The 17,413-nt window shown below is 69.0% G+C and carries 14 protein-coding genes, 2 tRNA genes and 1 pseudogene; 5 read left to right on the top strand and 12 right to left on the bottom strand.

Features of this window, described 5'->3' with window-relative positions:
* Positions 1–80 precede the first annotated feature (80 nt).
* The 3 genes and pseudogenes from ACIQ5Y_RS15875 to ACIQ5Y_RS15865 all read right to left on the bottom strand — a co-directional run bounded on the left by ACIQ5Y_RS15875 (position 81) and on the right by ACIQ5Y_RS15865 (position 3,608).
* A complete protein-coding gene (locus ACIQ5Y_RS15875) occupies positions 81–428 on the bottom strand; it encodes a DUF4233 domain-containing protein (protein WP_403880080.1) in 348 nt (115 codons plus the stop codon).
* Positions 429–430: 2 nt separating this feature from the next.
* Positions 431–1,948, bottom strand: a complete 1,518-nt coding sequence (locus ACIQ5Y_RS15870) for a bifunctional folylpolyglutamate synthase/dihydrofolate synthase (RefSeq protein WP_403880078.1) — start codon at positions 1,946–1,948, stop codon at positions 431–433.
* Between the two features lie 28 nt (positions 1,949–1,976).
* Positions 1,977–3,608, bottom strand: a pseudogene (locus ACIQ5Y_RS15865) (IS200/IS605 family accessory protein TnpB-related protein).
* Between the two features lie 265 nt (positions 3,609–3,873).
* Between ACIQ5Y_RS15865 and ACIQ5Y_RS15860 the strand changes: the two are divergent.
* The gene (locus ACIQ5Y_RS15860; protein ID WP_403880076.1) at positions 3,874–4,923 is read left to right on the top strand and encodes a rod shape-determining protein; all 1,050 of its coding nucleotides are present in this window, start codon (positions 3,874–3,876) and stop codon (positions 4,921–4,923) included.
* Positions 4,924–4,929: 6 nt separating this feature from the next.
* Here ACIQ5Y_RS15860 and ACIQ5Y_RS15855 read toward each other — a convergent pair whose 3' ends face one another.
* Together ACIQ5Y_RS15855 and ACIQ5Y_RS15850 are read right to left on the bottom strand one after the other, a co-directional pair.
* Entirely contained in the window at positions 4,930–6,081 is a 1,152-nt protein-coding gene (locus tag ACIQ5Y_RS15855) for a sensor histidine kinase (RefSeq protein ID WP_403880074.1), read from the bottom strand.
* A 275-nt stretch (positions 6,082–6,356) separates the two neighbouring features.
* The gene (locus ACIQ5Y_RS15850) at positions 6,357–8,981 is read right to left on the bottom strand and encodes a valine--tRNA ligase (protein ID WP_403880072.1); all 2,625 of its coding nucleotides are present in this window, start codon (positions 8,979–8,981) and stop codon (positions 6,357–6,359) included.
* A 99-nt stretch (positions 8,982–9,080) separates the two neighbouring features.
* Here ACIQ5Y_RS15850 and ACIQ5Y_RS15845 point away from each other — a divergent pair, with 99 nt between their 5' ends.
* Positions 9,081–9,713: a hypothetical protein gene (locus ACIQ5Y_RS15845; RefSeq protein ID WP_403880070.1), complete on the top strand. Its 633-nt coding sequence runs from the start codon at positions 9,081–9,083 to the stop codon at positions 9,711–9,713.
* Positions 9,714–9,853: 140 nt separating this feature from the next.
* Entirely contained in the window at positions 9,854–10,771 is a 918-nt protein-coding gene (locus ACIQ5Y_RS15840) for a hypothetical protein (RefSeq protein ID WP_403880068.1), read from the top strand.
* A gap of 50 nt (positions 10,772–10,821) precedes the next feature.
* Here the strand turns inward: ACIQ5Y_RS15840 and ACIQ5Y_RS15835 are convergent, their stop codons facing one another.
* The 6 genes from ACIQ5Y_RS15835 to ACIQ5Y_RS15810 form a co-directional block, all read right to left on the bottom strand.
* Entirely contained in the window at positions 10,822–11,097 is a 276-nt protein-coding gene (locus tag ACIQ5Y_RS15835; protein WP_403880066.1) for a hypothetical protein, read from the bottom strand.
* Positions 11,098–11,293: 196 nt separating this feature from the next.
* Positions 11,294–12,580 carry an ATP-dependent Clp protease ATP-binding subunit ClpX gene (gene clpX / locus ACIQ5Y_RS15830; protein WP_030026955.1) on the bottom strand — a complete coding sequence of 429 codons (1,287 nt, stop codon included), beginning with the start codon at positions 12,578–12,580 and terminating at the stop codon, positions 11,294–11,296.
* 163 nt (positions 12,581–12,743) lie between these two features.
* A complete protein-coding gene (locus ACIQ5Y_RS15825; protein ID WP_403880064.1) occupies positions 12,744–13,412 on the bottom strand; it encodes an ATP-dependent Clp protease proteolytic subunit in 669 nt (222 codons plus the stop codon).
* Positions 13,413–13,467: 55 nt separating this feature from the next.
* Positions 13,468–14,085: an ATP-dependent Clp protease proteolytic subunit gene (locus ACIQ5Y_RS15820; protein ID WP_376661033.1), complete on the bottom strand. Its 618-nt coding sequence runs from the start codon at positions 14,083–14,085 to the stop codon at positions 13,468–13,470.
* A 352-nt stretch (positions 14,086–14,437) separates the two neighbouring features.
* Entirely contained in the window at positions 14,438–15,826 is a 1,389-nt protein-coding gene (gene tig, locus ACIQ5Y_RS15815; protein ID WP_403880062.1) for a trigger factor, read from the bottom strand.
* Between the two features lie 160 nt (positions 15,827–15,986).
* Positions 15,987–16,063 (bottom strand) — tRNA-Pro (locus ACIQ5Y_RS15810).
* A 169-nt stretch (positions 16,064–16,232) separates the two neighbouring features.
* Here ACIQ5Y_RS15810 and ACIQ5Y_RS15805 point away from each other — a divergent pair.
* Both ACIQ5Y_RS15805 and ACIQ5Y_RS15800 read left to right on the top strand, forming a co-directional pair.
* A tRNA-Gly gene (locus tag ACIQ5Y_RS15805) sits at positions 16,233–16,303 on the top strand.
* A gap of 386 nt (positions 16,304–16,689) precedes the next feature.
* Positions 16,690–17,091, top strand: a complete 402-nt coding sequence (locus ACIQ5Y_RS15800) for a cupredoxin domain-containing protein (RefSeq protein ID WP_403880060.1) — start codon at positions 16,690–16,692, stop codon at positions 17,089–17,091.
* Positions 17,092–17,161: 70 nt separating this feature from the next.
* Here ACIQ5Y_RS15800 and ACIQ5Y_RS15795 read toward each other — a convergent pair whose 3' ends face one another.
* Positions 17,162–17,356 carry a hypothetical protein gene (locus ACIQ5Y_RS15795; RefSeq protein ID WP_376661036.1) on the bottom strand — a complete coding sequence of 65 codons (195 nt, stop codon included), beginning with the start codon at positions 17,354–17,356 and terminating at the stop codon, positions 17,162–17,164.
* Between the last annotated feature and the right edge of the window lie 57 nt (positions 17,357–17,413).

The following is a 17,413-nucleotide window of genomic DNA, read 5'->3' as shown; positions in this document are numbered from 1 at the left end:
CGGGGGCCGGGGCCGGGGGTGCCCCGGCAAGCCGGCCGGGGCCCGGGGTCAGGGAGTCGGCGGGGTGTGCGGACCGCAGGTCACACGGCGGAATCCTCCGCCATCGCCGCCCAGCGGGCCTTCGCCGCGTCGACCTTGCGGCCGTAGTGCACCGAGCACCACCACAGTCCCGCGAACACCGCGCCGAGGAAGAACATGGTCGGTACGACGAACCCGCTCACGATCAGGCCGATCTGCAGCGCCCAGCCCAGCTGGACCGCCCCGGGACGCGACAGCATCCCGCACAGCAGCACCGACAGCAGCATCGCGACCCCGCAGACCGTCCAGACCGTGGCCTGGGTCAGGTCGGGGTCCTTCATCGCGACCAGCCCCGCGAAGCCGATGACGAAGAACTCGCCGATCAGTGTCGAGGCACACAGCGTGCGCATCCTCAGCCCCTCTTCAGCAGCAGGCGGGCCTCGCCCACCGTGATCACGGAACCGGTCACCAGGACCCCGGCCCCTCCGAACTCGGCCTCTTCCTCCGCAAGGGTGATCGCCGCCTCCAGGGCGTCGTCCAGCCGCGGCTCCACCTGCACCCGGTCGCCGCCGAAGACCTCGACCGCGATGGCGGCCAGCTCGTCCGCGTCCATCGAGCGGTGGCTGGAGTTCTGGGTGACCACGACCTCCGCGAAGATCGGCTCGAAGGCCTCCAGCACCCCGCGCACGTCCTTGTCCCCGCTCGCGGCCACGACCCCGATCAGCCGGCTGAAGCCGAACGACTCGGTGACCGCCTCCGCGGTGGCCACCGCGCCCGCCGGGTTGTGCGCCGCGTCCAGGACCACCGTCGGACTGCGCCGCACCACCTCCATGCGGCCCGGCGAGGTCACCGAGGCGAAGGCACGCTGCACGGTCTCCAGGTCCAGGACCCGCGCACCCTCCTGCCCGACCCCGAAGAAGGCCTCGACGGCCGCCAGCGCCACCGCCGCGTTGTGCGCCATGTGCGCGCCGTACAGCGGCAGGAAGATGCCGTCGTACTCGCCGCCCATGCCGCGCAGCGTCAGCTGCTGCCCGCCGACCGCGACCTCGCGCGAGACGACGCCGAACTCCATGCCCTCGCGGGCGACGGTCGCGTCGACCTCGACGGCCTTCTTCAGCAGCGCCTGCGCCGCGTCCACCGGCTGCTGGGCCAGGATCACGGTCGCGTCCTGCTTGATGACGCCGCCCTTCTCCAGGGCGATCTCACCGGGCGTGTTGCCGAGCCGGTCGGTGTGGTCGAGGCTGATCGGAGTGATGACGGCGACCGCGGCGTCGATGACGTTGGTCGCGTCCCACGTGCCGCCCATGCCGACCTCGATGACGGCCGCGTCGACGGGGGCGTCCGCGAAGGCCGCGTACGCCATCCCGGTCAGCACCTCGAAGAACGACAGCCGGAACTCCTCACTGGAGTCGACCATCTCCACGTACGGCTTGATGTCGTGGTACGTCTCGACGAACCGCTCGGCGTCGATCGGCGCGCCGTCGAGGCTGATCCGCTCGGTGATCGACTGCACGTGCGGGCTGGTGTAGCGGCCGGTGCGCAGCTCGAAGGCGTTCAGCAGGCACTCGATCATGCGTGCCGTGCTGGTCTTGCCGTTGGTCCCGGTGACATGGATGGTCGGGTAGGCGCGCTGCGGCTCGCCCAGTACGTCCATCAGCGCCGCGATGCGCGTCACCGACGGCTCCAGCTTGGTCTCGCCCCAGCGCGTGGAGAGCTCCTGCTCCACCTCCAGCAGCGCCTTGGCGACCTCCGGGTCGGTGGGCCGGGCGGGTACCGGGTCGCCCTGGGGCGGTCCGGCCTGGGTGCGCAGGGTGCGGCTGCCGGCCTCGATCACCGCCAGGTCGGGGTCGCGGTCGGACTCTTCGGCCACGATCTGGTCGAACTCGTCGAACTTGTCGCGGTCGTGGCTCTCGGGCTGCTGCTCACTCACACGCCCAGTCTACGGACGCCGACCGTTCCTAAAGACTGAGCGGGAGTGAGTCCTGTTGCCAGGACCCATGCTCAGCCGTGTGCCCCGGACGGTGTTGGGCACGCTGGTCTCCCACTTTCGCTCCGTGTCCGGGCCTGGCTCATCGTGTGCGCGGTCCGGGAACGCGGGGGTGGGTTTCCTCACGCCCAAGGGAGCCCGGTGGGGCCTGGACGGTCCGATGCCCCTGCTCATCACTCCGGTGAGCAGGGGGCGGTGCCGTCCGACGCCGAACCGGGTGCCCTTGGGCGCGCCTGCCGATCGCGATGCCGGCGGCATCGTGACGGGTGGTCTTGCGGTTGATGGTGGTGAGGGGTTTCTGCCAGTGCTGGGCACCCCACCTACTGGTGTATGCCGGGTCGACCGCGATGATCGCGATACCCGTCTGGTCGGCCATCGACATCAGCCGGGCGCGCAGGCGGCCGGTGGGCATGCCGGAGATCAACTGCCGGAACCGGCGCTTACCTCCGTGCTTCTCACGGGTCTTCTCCGCTGTGAAGTCGAGGTCTTCGACTGCGATCGCCTTCACGTCGCATGCTTTGGCCCAGTTGAGGAGGCGGGTGAGGGCGTGGCGGACCTGCGCGTCACGGTGCCCGGCGCTGCCCGTGAGGTCGTAGGCGAAGCGGCGGGGATTGCCGATCGGGTTGCCGTGCCGGTCCAGGCGCCAGGCGGCGAGGTGATCGGCGTTGGTGTCCACCCCGATCACCCCGTGCGCAAGAGCCGCCTCGATCGGGATGGTCGGGGCGGGCGGGTATTGCCAGGAGGCAGTCAGGTACCAGCGGCCACGGTCCACGTCCAGGTGGATGCGGTAGGCGACGGCCTGGTTGGCTGCGACGCGGTCGGCCCACTCCACGCCCCGGTGCGGGAACACGATCCGGTCGGCGAGGGCGTACCGGCCGTGGGTGCCGTTGGCCAGATGGGCGAGCGGGGCGGGGAGCTTGACCGAAACCTCGCCGTCGGGGGTGACGCGGATCGTCTCGTTCCCGAACCTCTTCCCCGACTCGCCATCAGCACAGAGGAACCAGCGGGCGGCCTCCCACCGCAGGCGCCACTCCTCCTTGCCGAGCTGCGCGGCAGCGAGATGGTGCCGAGTATTGAGCAGGTGCTTGCCTCCGCGCACCACACGCACGGTCCCGGCCTCGCGGTCGGCCCGCACGACGGCGAGCCGGTCCTCCAGCACCCGTAGACGCCGCGATTTCGCATGCCACTCCTGCCGGGTCCGGTAACCGCCCGGAGCCGCCTTGGTTCCCCTCGCGCCGATCGGCTGCGCAAGGCGGTGCCGGATCGTCCTGATGCCAGCTTCCAGGCTCTGCACGTGTGCCATCTGGCCACGCCGAGCCACCGCCCACTGATCATGCGTGGCCTTGGTGATGCTGCCCGCCCACCGCGACGACGACACGGCGGTCAGCTCACGCTTCCGTGCCGCCCACGAATCGGAGGAGTGCTCCAAGCCGTCGCGGCACCGCACGGCCAGGTCCTTCGCAGCGAGCGAGCCCAGATGCGCCCCGACCAGAGCCAGGACCTCCTCATCCCGCCCGGTCAGGCCCTTCAAGCGGGTCCGCACCGCAACACCCGAAGGCCCGGGCGCGACGAACGGCGCCGACAACACCCGCACCCCACCCACCACCCCGCCATCGAAGAACCCGCCCCCAGTCAACGAGCACCAGCCGCAAAGGTCACCCATTCGACGCAAGAACTCCCGTTCCCACCCATCGCCGACCCACCACAGCGAACGAGGAACTCACCCATACATGCCAGAACACACTCACACCCAGCTAACAGACAGCAGTTCCAACCCCTGGGACTTTCGGCCCGGGCGTTTCGGGTCCTTCGACGGCGGGAGCGACCTGATCGTTATGCAAGCCTTGCGGCAGCAGATAGGGGAACAAATGCCGCAGGCCAGCAGCAACACGACAGGATCCAGCCGCGACATAGGGATGGACCTGGGTACCGCGAACACCCTGGTCTACGCACGGGGGCACGGGATCGTCCTCAATGAGCCGTCCGTGGTCGCCGTGAAGGCGGGCACCACCACCGCCTTGGCCGTCGGGGCGGAGGCCAAGGAGACCATCGGCCGCACCCCCGGCTCCATCACCGCCATCCGCCCCCTCAAGGACGGGGTGATCTGCGACTACGAGGCCGCGGAGGAGATGATCCGGCACTTCGTCCGCAAGGCCGTCCCCGGCCGCCGGCCCCGCGCCCGGATGGTGATCTGCGTACCGTCGGGCGTCACCCAGGTCGAGCGGCGGGCCATCGTCCAAGCCTCCACCCGGGCCGGCGCCAGGAGCGTGCACCTGATCGAGGAACCGATGGCCGCGGCGATCGGGGCCGGGCTGCCGGTGGCCGAACCGCGCGGCTCGATGGTCGTCGACATCGGCGGCGGCACCTCCGAGGTCGCCGTGATCTCGCTCGGCGGGATCGTCACCTCGCAGTCGCTGCGAGTCGGCGGCGACCGGCTCGACGCGGCGATCATGGACTACGTGCGCAAGGAGCACGGGCTCCTCGTCGGCGAGCGCACGGCCGAGGACCTGAAGGTGGCCATCGGCTCTGCCTGGCCCGTCCCCGACCGGCCCGAGCTGGAGGACCGCACCTTCACCGTGCGCGGCCGCGAGAAGGTCGGCGGCATGCCGCGGACCCTCGTCCTGACCGCGCCGGACGTCCGCGCCGCGCTCGACGAACCGATCGAGGCGATCATCGCCGCCGTCCGCACCACCCTGGAGGAGTGCCCGCCCGAGCTCTCCGGCGACGTGATGGAACACGGCATCGTCCTGACCGGCGGCGGCGCGCTGCTGCCCGGCCTGGACCTGCGGATGGCCTCCGCGACCGGCATCCCGGTCTTCGTCGCCGAGAACCCGCTGGACTGCGTGGCCCTCGGCTCCGGCCGCTGCGTCGAGGACCTCGACACCCTGAACGGCCTGCTGACCCCCGCGAAGGCCTAGGGTCGTCTACCCGCGCGGGAGCGTCGCGACCACCTCGTACGAGTCCTCCGTGCGCGTCGCCGTCAGGGTGCCGCCCAGGCTGCGCACGCGCTCGGACATGCTCGCCGTCCCCGAGCCCGCCGAGACCGGGGCCCGGCCGGAGGTTCGGGCGGGCAGCGCGTTGCTGACGGCGATCCGCAGCCGCGGCCCGTCCGCCGCGATGGACACCTCGACGGTCTCCCCGCACGCGTGCTTGGCCGCGTTGGTCAGGCACTCCTGCACCACCCGGTAGACCGCCGCCTGCCGCAGTGGCGACAGCCCGTTCACGTCCGGGTCCATGGCGAGGCGTACGGGTGAACCCGCGCGCCCGCTCTCCTCCGCGAGCGCCGCAAGACCCTCCACCCCCGGGGTCGAGGCCCGCTCACCGCGTTGCACGATGATCTCGTTCAGCACCAGATGGGCCCGGCGCGCGGTGTCCGCGAGCTCCTCGAAGTCCTTGGCGTACGAGGTCTCGCGCGAGCGCACCGACAACACCTCGGAGCGCACCGTCAGCAGGGTCAGCTCCCGCCCGACGAAGTCGTGGACGTCCCGCGCGACCGAGGTGCGTTCCTGCTGCACGGCCTGGAGCACCGCGGACTCGGCCCGGCGCGCGTTCAGCTCCGCGACCAGGTCGTGCCGGTAGGCGGCGATGCCGACGGCCGAGGCGAGCGCCCCGATGGGCACGACCACGCCGAGGAAGGAGCTGAGCGAGTCGTGCCTGGCCTCGGGCCAGCCCGGCACCCACCAGAACAGCGCCAGCGCGAAGGCCAGGTAGCCGAGGGTGGCGAGGACACCGGCCCGGCGCCCGCGGAAGCGGCCCACCGAGTACAGCGCGAACTGGATCAGGGTGAACTCGTGCAGCCAGCCGATGAAGAGCAGCGCGGCGAGGTACGAGATCCAGGGCATCCGGCGCCGCACCAGCAGGGTGGAGCAGCCCAGCGCGAGGACGACGGCCGCGGAAGGGCCGGTCAGGGAGTTGTCGGCGGCCGCCAGACCCGGCAGGTCGAGCGCCATCAGGCCCAGGCAGCTCAGCGCCGCGACCACGTCCATCGCACGCGGCGAACCGGACCAGCCCCGCGCGAGCCGGGCACCGGAGGCCGTGACCCGGTGGAGCGCCGAGAGGGCGGGCTTCGCGTGCATGCCCTCCATCATCCGTGCCGACCGCCCCCGACACCGATCCACCGGGGTCGCACACCGCGTGATTTAGGGCACTTCGGACAGGCCCGAGGTCCCGGCCCCGGTGACCTTCCGCTCCACCGGGGCCGGGACCGCCGACCGGGTACGCGGTGGTGGCGGTGCCGATTCCGACGGCGTTCGGGCCGCGGCTGTTCCGACCCATGGGGAAGGGCCCCCGCACCGTGGTGCGGGGGCCCTTCCCCATGGGTCGTGCGCCGTACGGAGTGCGCTGTGCCGATTTACTGCGTGGCCGGCAGCCCGTCCAGCTGGGTCTGGAGCCGGGCGATGTCCACCTCGGCCTTGGCCAGCCGGCCCTTGATCTTGTCCACGACGTTGTCGGGGGCCTTGGCGATGAACGCCTCGTTCCCCAGCTTCGCCTCGGCCTGCTGCTTCTCCTTCTCGGCGGCCGCCAGGTCCTTGGAGAGGCGCTTGCGCTCGGCGGCCACGTCGATGGTGCCCGACAGGTCGAGCGCGACCGTGGCGCCGGCGACCGGGAGGGTCGCGGTGGCGCTGAAGGAGTCGCCCTCCGGCTGGAGGCGCAGCAGCTGGCGGATGGCGCCCTCGTGCGGGGCCAGCGCCGTGCCGGTCAGGTCCAGGCGGGCCGGGACCTTCTGGCCGTCCTGGAGGCCCTGCTCCTTGCGGAACCGGCGGACCTCGGTGACCACGGCCTGGACCTGCTCGATCTCGGCCTCGGCGGCCTCGTCGCGGAAGCCGCTGTCCTTCGGCCAGTCGGCGACGACGAGGGACTCGCCGCCGGTCAGCGTGGTCCACAGCGTCTCGGTGACGAAGGGGACCACCGGGTGCAGCAGGCGCAGCATGGTGTCGAGGACCTCGCCGAGGACCCGGCCGGAGACCTTGGCCTGCTCGCCGCCGGCGAAGAAGGTCGTCTTCGACAGCTCGACGTACCAGGCGAAGACCTCGTCCCACGCGAAGTGGTAGAGGGCCTCGCTGAGCTTCGAGAACTGGAAGTCCTCGTAGTACGCGTCGACCTGCGCGACGGTCTTGTTCAGGCGGGACAGGATCCACCGGTCGGTCGCCGACATCTGCTCGGGGGCCGGGAGCTCGCCCTCGATGGTGGCGCCGTTCATCAGCGCGAAGCGGGTCGCGTTCCAGATCTTGTTGGCGAAGTTGCGGGAGGCCTGGACCCAGTCCTCGCCGATCGGGACGTCGGTGCCGGGGTTGGCGCCCTTGGCCAGGGTGAAGCGGACGGCGTCGGAGCCGTACTTGTCCATCCAGTCCAGCGGGTCGACGACGTTGCCGAAGGACTTCGACATCTTCTTGCCGCGCTCGTCACGGACCAGGCCGGTCAGCGCGATCGTCTTGAAGGGGACCTCGCCGTCCATGGCGTACAGGCCGAACATCATCATCCGGGCGACCCAGAAGAAGATGATGTCGTGGCCGGTGACCAGGACGTCGGTGGAGTAGAACTTCGCCAGGTCCGGGGTCTTCTCCGGCCAGCCGAGCGTCGAGAACGGCCACAGGCCGGAGGAGAACCAGGTGTCGAGGACGTCCGTGTCCTGGACCCAGCCCTCGCCCGTCGGCACCGCGTCGTCCGGTCCGACGCAGACGACCTCGCCGTTCGGGCCGTACCAGACCGGGATGCGGTGGCCCCACCACAGCTGGCGCGAGATGCACCAGTCGTTGAGGTTGTCGACCCAGTCGAAGTACCGCTTCTCCATCTCCTTGGGGTGGATCGTGACCCGGTCGTCGCGGACCGCGTCACCGGCGGCCTTGGCGAGGGTCTCGACCTTGACCCACCACTGGAGGGACAGGCGCGGCTCGACGGTGGTGCTGCAGCGGGAGCAGTGTCCGACGGAGTGCAGGTACGGACGCTTCTCCGCGACGATGCGGCCCTGCTGGCGCAGGGCGCCGACGACCGCGGAACGGGCCTCGAAACGATCCAGGCCGAGGAAGGGGCCGTGGACGGTGATGACACCGTGCTCGTCCATGATCGTCATGTTGGGCAGGTTGTGGCGCTGCCCGATGGCGAAGTCGTTCGGGTCGTGCGCCGGGGTCACCTTGACGCAGCCGGTGCCGAACTCGGGGTCGACGTGCGTGTCCGCGACGACCGGGATCGAGCGGTCGGTGAGCGGCAGCTTGATGAGCTTGCCGACGAGGTGCTTGTAGCGCTCGTCGTCCGGGTGGACGGCGATGGCGGTGTCACCGAGCATCGTCTCGGCACGGGTGGTGGCGACGACGAGGGTGTCCTCGCCTTCCCCGTACTTGATGGAGACGAGCTCGCCGGCGTCCTCCTGGTACTCCACCTCGATGTCGGAGATGGCCGTCAGACAGCGCGGGCACCAGTTGATGATGCGCTCGGCGCGGTAGATCAGGCCGTCGTCGAAGAGCCGCTTGAAGATCGTCTGGACGGCCTTGGACAGCCCCTCGTCCATCGTGAACCGCTCGCGCGACCAGTCGACGCCGTCACCGAGGCGCCGCATCTGGCCGAGGATCTTGCCGCCGTACTCTTCCTTCCACTGCCAGACCCGCTCGACGAACTCCTCGCGGCCCAGGTCGTGGCGGGACTTGCCCTCCTCGGCGAGCTGCTGCTCGACCTTGTTCTGGGTGGCGATGCCGGCGTGGTCCATGCCGGGCAGCCACAGCGACTCGTAGCCCTGCATGCGCTTGCGGCGGGTCAGGGCGTCCATGAGCGTGTGCTGGAAGGCGTGGCCCAGGTGGAGGGAGCCGGTGACGTTCGGGGGCGGGATGACGATGGTGTACGCGGGCTTCTCGCTCGCGGGGTCGGCCGTGAAGTACCCACGCTCTACCCAGCGCTCGTAGAGCTTCCCCTCTACCTCGGCCGGCGCGTACGTGGTCGGCAGTTCGGAGTCGGGGGCACTGGGTGTCTGCGTGTTCTCGGTCACGGGGCACAGGATACGGGCGGGTCCGCCTCCGTTACGAATCCATACCGCAGTGGGGCCGCCCATTGCGTTCGGCCGTACCGGAGCCATCTCATGCGCAGCATGAACGAGATCACTCCCCAGCCCGCGTACCCGTCCCCCCAGCCCGCGCCCGCACCGCCCAGGAGCAAGCGAGTCTTCAAGAGCGTGGGAGCGGTGGTGGGCTTCGCCATCGGTGCCTTCGCCGTCAAGTTCGCCCTGGGCACGGCGTTCGACGGCCCCGCCGACGCCGGCAAGTACGAACTCGTTCCGCCCGCCACCTTCCAGGGCCTGACCCTGCAGGCCTCCGGGCCGCGGGTCGACGCGATCAAGCAGGGTCAGGGCGCGCAGAAGAAGGGCACGAAGCAGGTGGCCGTGGTCTACGCCGACCAGGCTGGCACCGCGCAACTGGTGGTCAGCGGCGCCCAGGCCGCGTTCGGCGACGAGGACCCGGGCGCGGAACTCACCAAGGGCCTGGTGTCCATGGGCGTCAAGGAAGCCGACATCACCACCCATGAAGCGGGCAAGCCCGCGGGCGGCGCGATGCGCTGCGGCACGCTCACGTTGGAGGGGGCGTCGCTGCCGCTGTGCATGTGGGGCGACCACAGCTCACTGGTGACGGTCACCGTCCCGGTCGAGAACAAGCCGGTGACGATCGACGACCTCGCCGGACGCGCCCGCGAACTGCGGTCCGCGATGGAGGTCCCGGCGAAGTAGGACGTTGCCGTACGTTGCGTGCGCGTCGTAGTTCCGTAACGCCTGGGACCCCGGCGCCCGAACGTGTTCGATCTTCCGCAAGGATGTGGGCAGCATAAGAAGTTCCTAAAGAAGAAGAAGTTCCTGAGGGGGACGCAGAGATGAGCTACAACCAGCCGGGGCCGTACGGCCAGCAGCCGCAGCAGCCCGGACCGTACGGGCAGCAGCCCCCGCCGCCGCCGGGCCCGTACGGCCAGCCCGCCCCGCAGCCGGGCTACGGCTACCCCCAGCAGCAGCCGGGCGTCCCCCCGCAGGGCTACCCGCAGCAGCCGCCGACCCAGGCGTACGGCTACCAGCAGCAGGCCCCGTACGGCGGCACGCCCCCGAAGAAGTCCAAGGCGGGCGTCATCATCGGCATCGTGGTCGCGGTCGCGCTGATCGGCGGCGCCGGCTGGTACTTCACGCAGGGCGGCTCGGGGTCGGTGGCCGCCGACACCAAGGGCTACAAGCTGGCCTACCCCGCTTCCGTGGACAGCTACCAGAAGGCACCGGACACCGCCGGCGCCCCCTCCGCCGACGCCCCGGTCACTGGTGAGGGGAAGACCAGGGCCGACGCGCTCGGTGTGCAGAACGCGCACAACGCGACCGCCAAGTACGCGATCGGTGCGGACAAGAAGGGCAAGCAGCTCGCGGCCAACGGTCTTTGGGGCAACATCGCCGACCCGGCGAAGGCGATCGACGCCTACTACGCCGGCATCAGCCAGGCCAACAAGGACACCGAGAAGCTCGGCCTCAAGTACGAGCTGGCCGACGCTCCGAAGGAGTTCACCCCGGCCGGATTCAAGGGCGCCGTGATGAAGTGCGCCAACATCAAGATGATCAACACCAAGCCCAGCACGACGGCCAAGGAGCCCAAGGAGTTGCAGATCCCCTCCTGCGCCTGGGCTGACCACTCGACCCTGGTCGGCATCAATGTCGCCGATCCGGGAGCGTTCCTGCTCGGCGGGAGCAGCGGCACCCTCGACGAGGTGGCCGCAGTTACGGCGAAGCTGTACAACACAAGCCGGACCAAGGCCTGATCGACGGGCGAGGGCCCAACAGTCTGTACTGGGCCCTCGCGCAGTTCACATCAGCCGCGCGCCGCCTGGTAGCACGCTTCGCTGGCGTCATCCCACTTCACGCCCAGGGAGAGCATCCGGTTGAAACAGAGCTGCCGACCTATCATGCCGTCCTCACCCGTACTGCACGCACCACTCACCCCTGAGCCGACGGTATAGCCCAGGTTTCGCATGTAGTTCGTGCAGTCTCCCCACGTGGCGTGGGCAGGTGACGCCGCGAGCACCGGAAGCGCACCAGCTATCGCTGTCGCCGCAGCCATACCAATCATCCGTCGCACCTTGTTCATACGCCTACTCCTCAATCCCTGTGATCAACTACCGGGCAGTAGTTGACCAGTCAGAGCCGCCCAAGACCCATAGACCTCCGAACATATGGCCGAATTTCACGAATCTTGACTGATCTTGGAACGCCAAAGGGGTATCTCCAGCCAGTTGGCTGGAGATACCCCTTCTACTTGCTGTTCGCTGCTTGCCGGCTAAGGTCTACGCCGACTTCTCGTGCGGCCCCTGGTCCTTCGGGACGATGCGCGGGACGAGCGTCGGGTTGACGTTGGAGCGGACCACGTCCGCCGTGATGACCACGCGGGCCACGTCCTTGCGGGACGGGACCTCGTACATCACCGACATCAGGACCTCTTCCATGATGGCGCGCAGCCCGCGCGCGCCCGTCTGGCGGAGGATCGCCTGGTCCGCGATGGCCTCCAGCGCCTCGCGCTCGAAGTCCAGCTCGACGCCGTCGAGTTCGAACAGCCGCTGGTACTGCTTCACCAGCGCGTTGCGCGGCTCGATGAGAATCTGGAGCAGGGCCTCGCGGTCCAGGTTGTGCACCGAGGTCAGCACGGGCAGGCGGCCGATGAACTCGGGGATCATCCCGAACTTCACCAGGTCCTCCGGCATGACCTCCTGGAACTGGTCGCTCGCCTCGATCTCGCGCTTCGAGCGGATCGTCGCCCCGAAGCCGATGCCCTTGGCGCCCGCACGCGACTCGATGATCTTCTCCAGGCCGGCGAAGGCGCCGCCCACGATGAAGAGCACGTTCGTCGTGTCGATCTGGATGAACTCCTGGTGCGGGTGCTTGCGGCCGCCCTGCGGCGGGACGGACGCCGTCGTGCCCTCGAGGATCTTCAGCAGCGCCTGCTGCACGCCCTCGCCGCTCACGTCACGGGTGATCGACGGGTTCTCGCTCTTGCGCGCGACCTTGTCGATCTCGTCGATGTAGATGATCCCGGTCTCGGCCTTCTTGACGTCGTAGTCGGCCGCCTGGATCAGCTTGAGCAGGATGTTCTCGACGTCCTCGCCGACGTACCCGGCCTCCGTCAGCGCCGTCGCGTCGGCGATGGCGAACGGGACGTTCAGCATGCGCGCGAGCGTCTGGGCCAGCAGCGTCTTGCCGGAGCCCGTGGGGCCCAGCAGCAGGATGTTGGACTTCGCGAGCTCGATCGCGTCGTCCCGGCCCTGCGCGCCGCCGTTCTCGCCGGCCTGGACGCGCTTGTAGTGGTTGTACACCGCGACGGAGAGCGCCTTCTTCGCCGGCTCCTGGCCGACGACGTAGCTCTCCAGGAACTCGTAGATCTCACGGGGCTTGGGGAGTTCCTCCCACCGCACCTCGGAGGTCTCCGCGAGTTCCTCTTCGATGATCTCGTTGCAGAGGTCGATGCACTCGTCGCAGATGTACACACCGGGTCCTGCGATGAGCTTCTTCACCTGCTTCTGGCTCTTTCCGCAGAACGAGCACTTGAGCAGATCGCCGCCGTCACCGATGCGTGCCACGAGGTGCTTCCCCTTCGCCTGGGAGACGCTTGGTTCAGCGCTCCTGGTGCCTCATATCCGACGGTACCTTGCCGGGGGCCCCGTGCGGGGCCCCCTTGACGTGGTTCACATCGCCGAATCCGACGGCGTCCCCACGCCGTCTGACGGCAAGGATCGGGCCTCGTCAGGCCCTGTTGGTCTTGCGGGTGGAAACGATCTGGTCGATCAGGCCGTACGCGAGGGCGTCCTCGGCCGTGAGGATCTTGTCGCGCTCGATGTCGTCGCGGATCTTCTCGATCGGCGTCGTCGAGTGCTTGGCCAGCATGGTCTCCAGCTGGTCGCGCATGCGCAGGATCTCGTTGGCCGCGATCTCCAGGTCGGAGAGCTGCTCACGGCCGGTGCCGCCGGACGGCTGGTGGATCAGCACGCGGGCGTTCGGCAGGGCCATGCGCTTGCCGGGGGTACCGGCGGCGAGCAGGACCGCGGCGGCCGAGGCCGCCTGGCCCATGCAGACCGTCTGGATGTCCGGCTTCACGAACTGCATCGTGTCGTAGATCGCCGTCAGCGCCGTGAAGGAGCCGCCGGGGCTGTTGATGTAGATCGAGATGTCGCGGTCCGGGTCCATCGACTCCAGGCACAGCAGCTGCGCCATGACGTCGTTGGCGGAGGCGTCGTCGATCTGCACGCCGAGGAAGATCACGCGCTCCTCGAAGAGCTTCGCGTACGGGTCGTACTCGCGCACGCCCTGCGAGGTGCGCTCGACGAAGCGCGGGATGACGTAGCGGTTGTCCACCTGCGGGCCGGTGTAGAGGCCGCTCGCGGAGAAGTTGTTCTGCATCTGGGTGTTCACCATCCTGGTGGCGTTCTGCGGGCTGTCGGCTGCTCGGTACTGGCGGGTGGGGCCGGGATCAGGCCCCGGTGCCGCCGCCGCCCGGCACGTTGGACGCGGCCGAGATGATCTCGTCGATGAGGCCGTACTCCTTGGCCTCCTCGGCGGTGAACCAGCGGTCGCGGTCGCCGTCGCGGATGATCGCCTCGACGGTCTGGCCCGAGTGGAACGCGGTGATCTCGGCCATGCGCTGCTTGGTGCGCAGCAGGTACTGGGCCTGGATCTTGATGTCGGACGCGGTACCGCCGATGCCGGCGGAGCCCTGGTGCATCAGGATGTCGGTGTTCGGCAGGGCGAAGCGCTTGCCCTTGGCGCCACCGGTCAGCAGGAACTGGCCCATGGAGGCCGCCATGCCCATGCCGATGGTGACGACGTCGTTCGGGATGTACTGCATGGTGTCGTAGACCGCCATGCCCGCCGTCACGGAGCCACCCGGGCTGTTGATGTAGAGGTAGATGTCCTTCTCCGGCTCGGCGGCCAGGAGGAGGAGCTGCGCCGTGATCTTGTTGGCGATCTCGTCGTCGACCTGCTGGCCGAGGAAGATGATCCGCTCGCCGAGGAGCCGGTTGTAGACATGGTCGCCGAGGCCGCCACCGATGGACGGCTCACCCGCGGCGTAAGGCATCAGATTCGTCACGTATCCACCTGCTCGTCTCCGACGGCCATGTGCCGTCTCAGCGTCTCGTTCTGGGGCGCGGCCCGGCCGGAGCGGAAAGGTCCGCCGGCGTCCGGGTGGTTCCGGGTACTCCCGTGCCCTCGTATTCATGGACCCTAACGCGCAGGTCGGACAACGCCATCCCGCTTCCCGAACTGTTCGCTCGGAGCGCAAGCTACGAGGGCCTTCGCGGGGGCCGCGCGGGGCCCGGCGCGGCGGCTCCGCCCGGCCCCCCGCACCCCCACGCCGAAGGGCCCGTACGCGGCTGCGCACGGGCCCTTCGGGTCACTGCTCGGGCGTGTCCGGCAGGGGCTGCCGGACGGCCTGGACTGCCTTACTTGGCCTCGTCCTCGACGACCTCGGTGTCACCGTCGACGGCGGCCTCGACGGTCTCGGTCACCTGCTCCTCGTCCTCGTCGGACAGGTCGACGACCTCACCGTTGGTGTCGGTGACCTTGGCGGCCTCGACGACGACCGCGAGGGCCTTGCCGCGGGCGACCTCGCCGACCAGCATCGGGACCTGGCCACCCTCGACGACCGCCTGGGCGAACTGGTCGGGGGACATGCCGGAGGAGGCGGCGCGGCGCATGAGGTGCTCGGTGAGCTCCTCCTGGTCGACGCCCAGCTTCTCCTTGTTGACCAGAGCGTCGAGGACGAACTGGGTCTTGATGCCCTTGACCGCCTGCTCCTTGGTCTCGGCGTCGAACTCCTCGACCGTCTTGCCCTGGAACTCCAGGTACTTCTCGATGGTCAGGCCCATCTGGCCGAGCTGGTGGTGCTCCAGGTTGTGCTTGCGGGTGTTGACCTCGTCCTCGAGCAGCTTCTCGGGGATCGGCACCTCGACGAGCTCCAGCAGCTTCTCCAGGACGCGCTCCTGGGCCTGCGTGGCCTGGTCGTACTGCTTCATGTTCTCGAGGCGCTTGCGGCTGTCGGCCTTGAGGTCCTCGATGGTGTCGAACTCGCTCGCCAGCTGGGCGAACTCGTCGTCCAGCTCCGGCAGCTCACGGGCGGAGACCTTGGTGACCTTGACGGTGACCTCGGCGTCCTTGCCCTCGGCGGAGCCGCCCTTCAGCTGGGAGGTGAAGGTGGCCTCGCCACCGGCCTCCAGGCCCTTCACGGCCTCGTCGATGCCCTCGAGCAGCTCGCCCGAGCCGATGGTGTAGGAGACGTCGGAGGCGACGCCGTCGGGCAGCACCTCGCCGTCGACCTTGGCCTCGAGGTCGATGGTGACGACGTCACCCTCGGCGGCGGCGCGCTCGACGTCCTTGGTGGACGCGAAGCGGCTGCGCAGCTGCTCGACCGACTTCTCGACGTCCTCGTCCGAGACCTCGACCGCGTCGACCTCGACCTCGATGCCGGAGTAGTCCGGGATCTCGATCTCGGGACGCACGTCGACCTCGGCGGTGAAGGCCAGCAGCTCGCCGTCCTTCAGCTCGGTGATGTCGACCTCGGGCTGACCCAGCGGGTTCAGGTCGGCCTCGTTGACGGCCTCGGTGTAGAACTTCGGGAGGGCGTCGTTGACGGCCTCCTCCAGCACCGCACCGCGGCCGAAGCGCTGGTCGATGACGCGGTTCGGGATCTTGCCCTTGCGGAAGCCCTTCACCGTGACCTGCTGGTTGATCTTCTTGTACGCCGCGTCGAGGCTGTCCTTGAGCTCCTCGAAGGGCACCTCAACAGTGAGCCGAACCCGAGTCGGGTTCAGGGTCTCCACGGCGCTCTTCACGGTTTGGTCTCCTTGTGGCTGACTGCTGGGGTCTCTGCTGTCGCTGCGATTCAGCGGTTCAGCGGATCGGGCCCGGTACATCAGACACACGGGCACGCAGCTTGCATAGTAACCGCAAGCGGCAATCAGCCCACAACGCGATCTTGCAAACGCGATCTTGTGGTCGGGGTGGCCGGATTCGAACCGACGACCTTCCGCTCCCAAAGCGGACGCGCTACCAAGCTGCGCCACACCCCGTCGGTGCGACACGTAGGGTACATGCCCGGAGACGCTCTGATGCACGGAGTTTCCCGACCGGTTTTCGACGGCTCCGCGCGCCGGCCCCGAATGTGGTGTGCGCAGGCGCTGAACGACCCGCTAGGATGCTGTCCGTGCCGCGGTCCTCGTGACCTGCGGCGCGTGCGTTGCGGGTGTAGCTCAATGGTAGAGCACTAGTCTTCCAAACTAGCTACGCGGGTTCGATTCCCGTCACCCGCTCTGAAGCACGAAGGGCCAGGTCAGAGGACGTTTCCTCCACCTGGCCCTTCGTCGTTCCCGGGGGCTGTGAAGTGGCCCCTCTGCGGTGGCCTGGGATAGTGGGGAGAGAGCTCGGATCCGAACGGGAGCCTTTCGGTCCCGGCTGTGGCGACCGATGGCGGGGCTGTCGGCGGCACCGATCGGCGCACCGAGTCTCGAAACCATCCCGCAAGTCGTCGCGCGGCTGATCACGGCCACTTCGCAGCAGGATCGAAATGGCCGAATACCAGCGGCGCATGAGCCGCCTCGCCCACGGCGGGCGGACGTGAATCGGCCGGTCGGACGAGGTCGCAGGCGAGACCGTCCGAGCCGGTCAAGACCATCACAGATCCGTGAGAGGGGCGACCATGTCGCTCACCCGTTCCCGCCGCAGTCGTCACCGCACCCGGGCAGCAGCGGTCGGTGCCGCCTGTGCCCTGTTCGCCGTCGTCGGCGTCACGAGTACCAGCGCCGCGGCCGTGTCCGCGCCCGCGGCCACGTCGAGCGTGACGGTCGAGACCGCGGAAGTCCACATCAAGGACTTCAAGTTCAACCCCGCGAAGCTGACGGTCAAGCCCGGTACGAAGGTCACCGTGGTCAACGAGGACTCGACTCCGCACACCCTGACCGCCTCGGACGGCTACGCCTTCGACACCGGCACCATCGAAGCCGGCGCGTCCGGCAGCTTCACCGCGCCGACCAAGGTCGGCACTTACCCCTTCGTCTGTTCCTTCCACCCGCAGATGACGGGAACGCTCACCGTCAAATGACGTCGTGCCGCGTGAGACCGACGGCCCCTGAGCATCGTTTTTCCGTCAGGGGCCGTTTCGCGGAGGAGCTCTACAGCTGGATGTTCGCGATCATCGTCGCCAGGGAGTTCAGGAAGCGGTTCACGTCGTCCGCGATCGAGCTCGACGCGAGGAAGAAGCCGAAGAGGGCCGCGACGATGGCGGGGCCCGGCTTGATGTGGTTGCCGCGGATCAACACCACCAGGATGACCGCCAACAGAACCACCACTGACAGCGAAATGGCCACTACTGATCACACCTTCGGTCGTCCCCTGGTCGGCCCGGGGCGCACGGCCAAGCACAC

The organism is Streptomyces sp. NPDC096339 (genome assembly GCF_044762985.1).
In the GTDB taxonomy this organism is placed as follows: domain Bacteria; phylum Actinomycetota; class Actinomycetes; order Streptomycetales; family Streptomycetaceae; genus Streptomyces.
Note: the sequence above shows the minus strand (reverse complement) of the source record. Positions and strands in the feature narration are given on the sequence as shown.

What these genes read in the sequence shown, in the direction of transcription:
- ACIQ5Y_RS15875 (WP_403880080.1), bottom strand. Translation starts at nt 428, where the DNA reads ATGCGCACGCTGTGTGCCTCGACACTGATCGGCGAGTTCTTCGTCATC.
- ACIQ5Y_RS15860 (WP_403880076.1), top strand. Translation starts at nt 3,874, where the DNA reads ATGCCGCAGGCCAGCAGCAACACGACAGGATCCAGCCGCGACATAGGG.
- ACIQ5Y_RS15855 (WP_403880074.1), bottom strand. Translation starts at nt 6,081, where the DNA reads ATGCACGCGAAGCCCGCCCTCTCGGCGCTCCACCGGGTCACGGCCTCC.
- ACIQ5Y_RS15845 (WP_403880070.1), top strand. Translation starts at nt 9,081, where the DNA reads ATGAACGAGATCACTCCCCAGCCCGCGTACCCGTCCCCCCAGCCCGCG.
- ACIQ5Y_RS15840 (WP_403880068.1), top strand. Translation starts at nt 9,854, where the DNA reads ATGAGCTACAACCAGCCGGGGCCGTACGGCCAGCAGCCGCAGCAGCCC.
- ACIQ5Y_RS15835 (WP_403880066.1), bottom strand. Translation starts at nt 11,097, where the DNA reads ATGAACAAGGTGCGACGGATGATTGGTATGGCTGCGGCGACAGCGATA.
- ACIQ5Y_RS15825 (WP_403880064.1), bottom strand. Translation starts at nt 13,412, where the DNA reads ATGGTGAACACCCAGATGCAGAACAACTTCTCCGCGAGCGGCCTCTAC.
- ACIQ5Y_RS15800 (WP_403880060.1), top strand. Translation starts at nt 16,690, where the DNA reads ATGTCGCTCACCCGTTCCCGCCGCAGTCGTCACCGCACCCGGGCAGCA.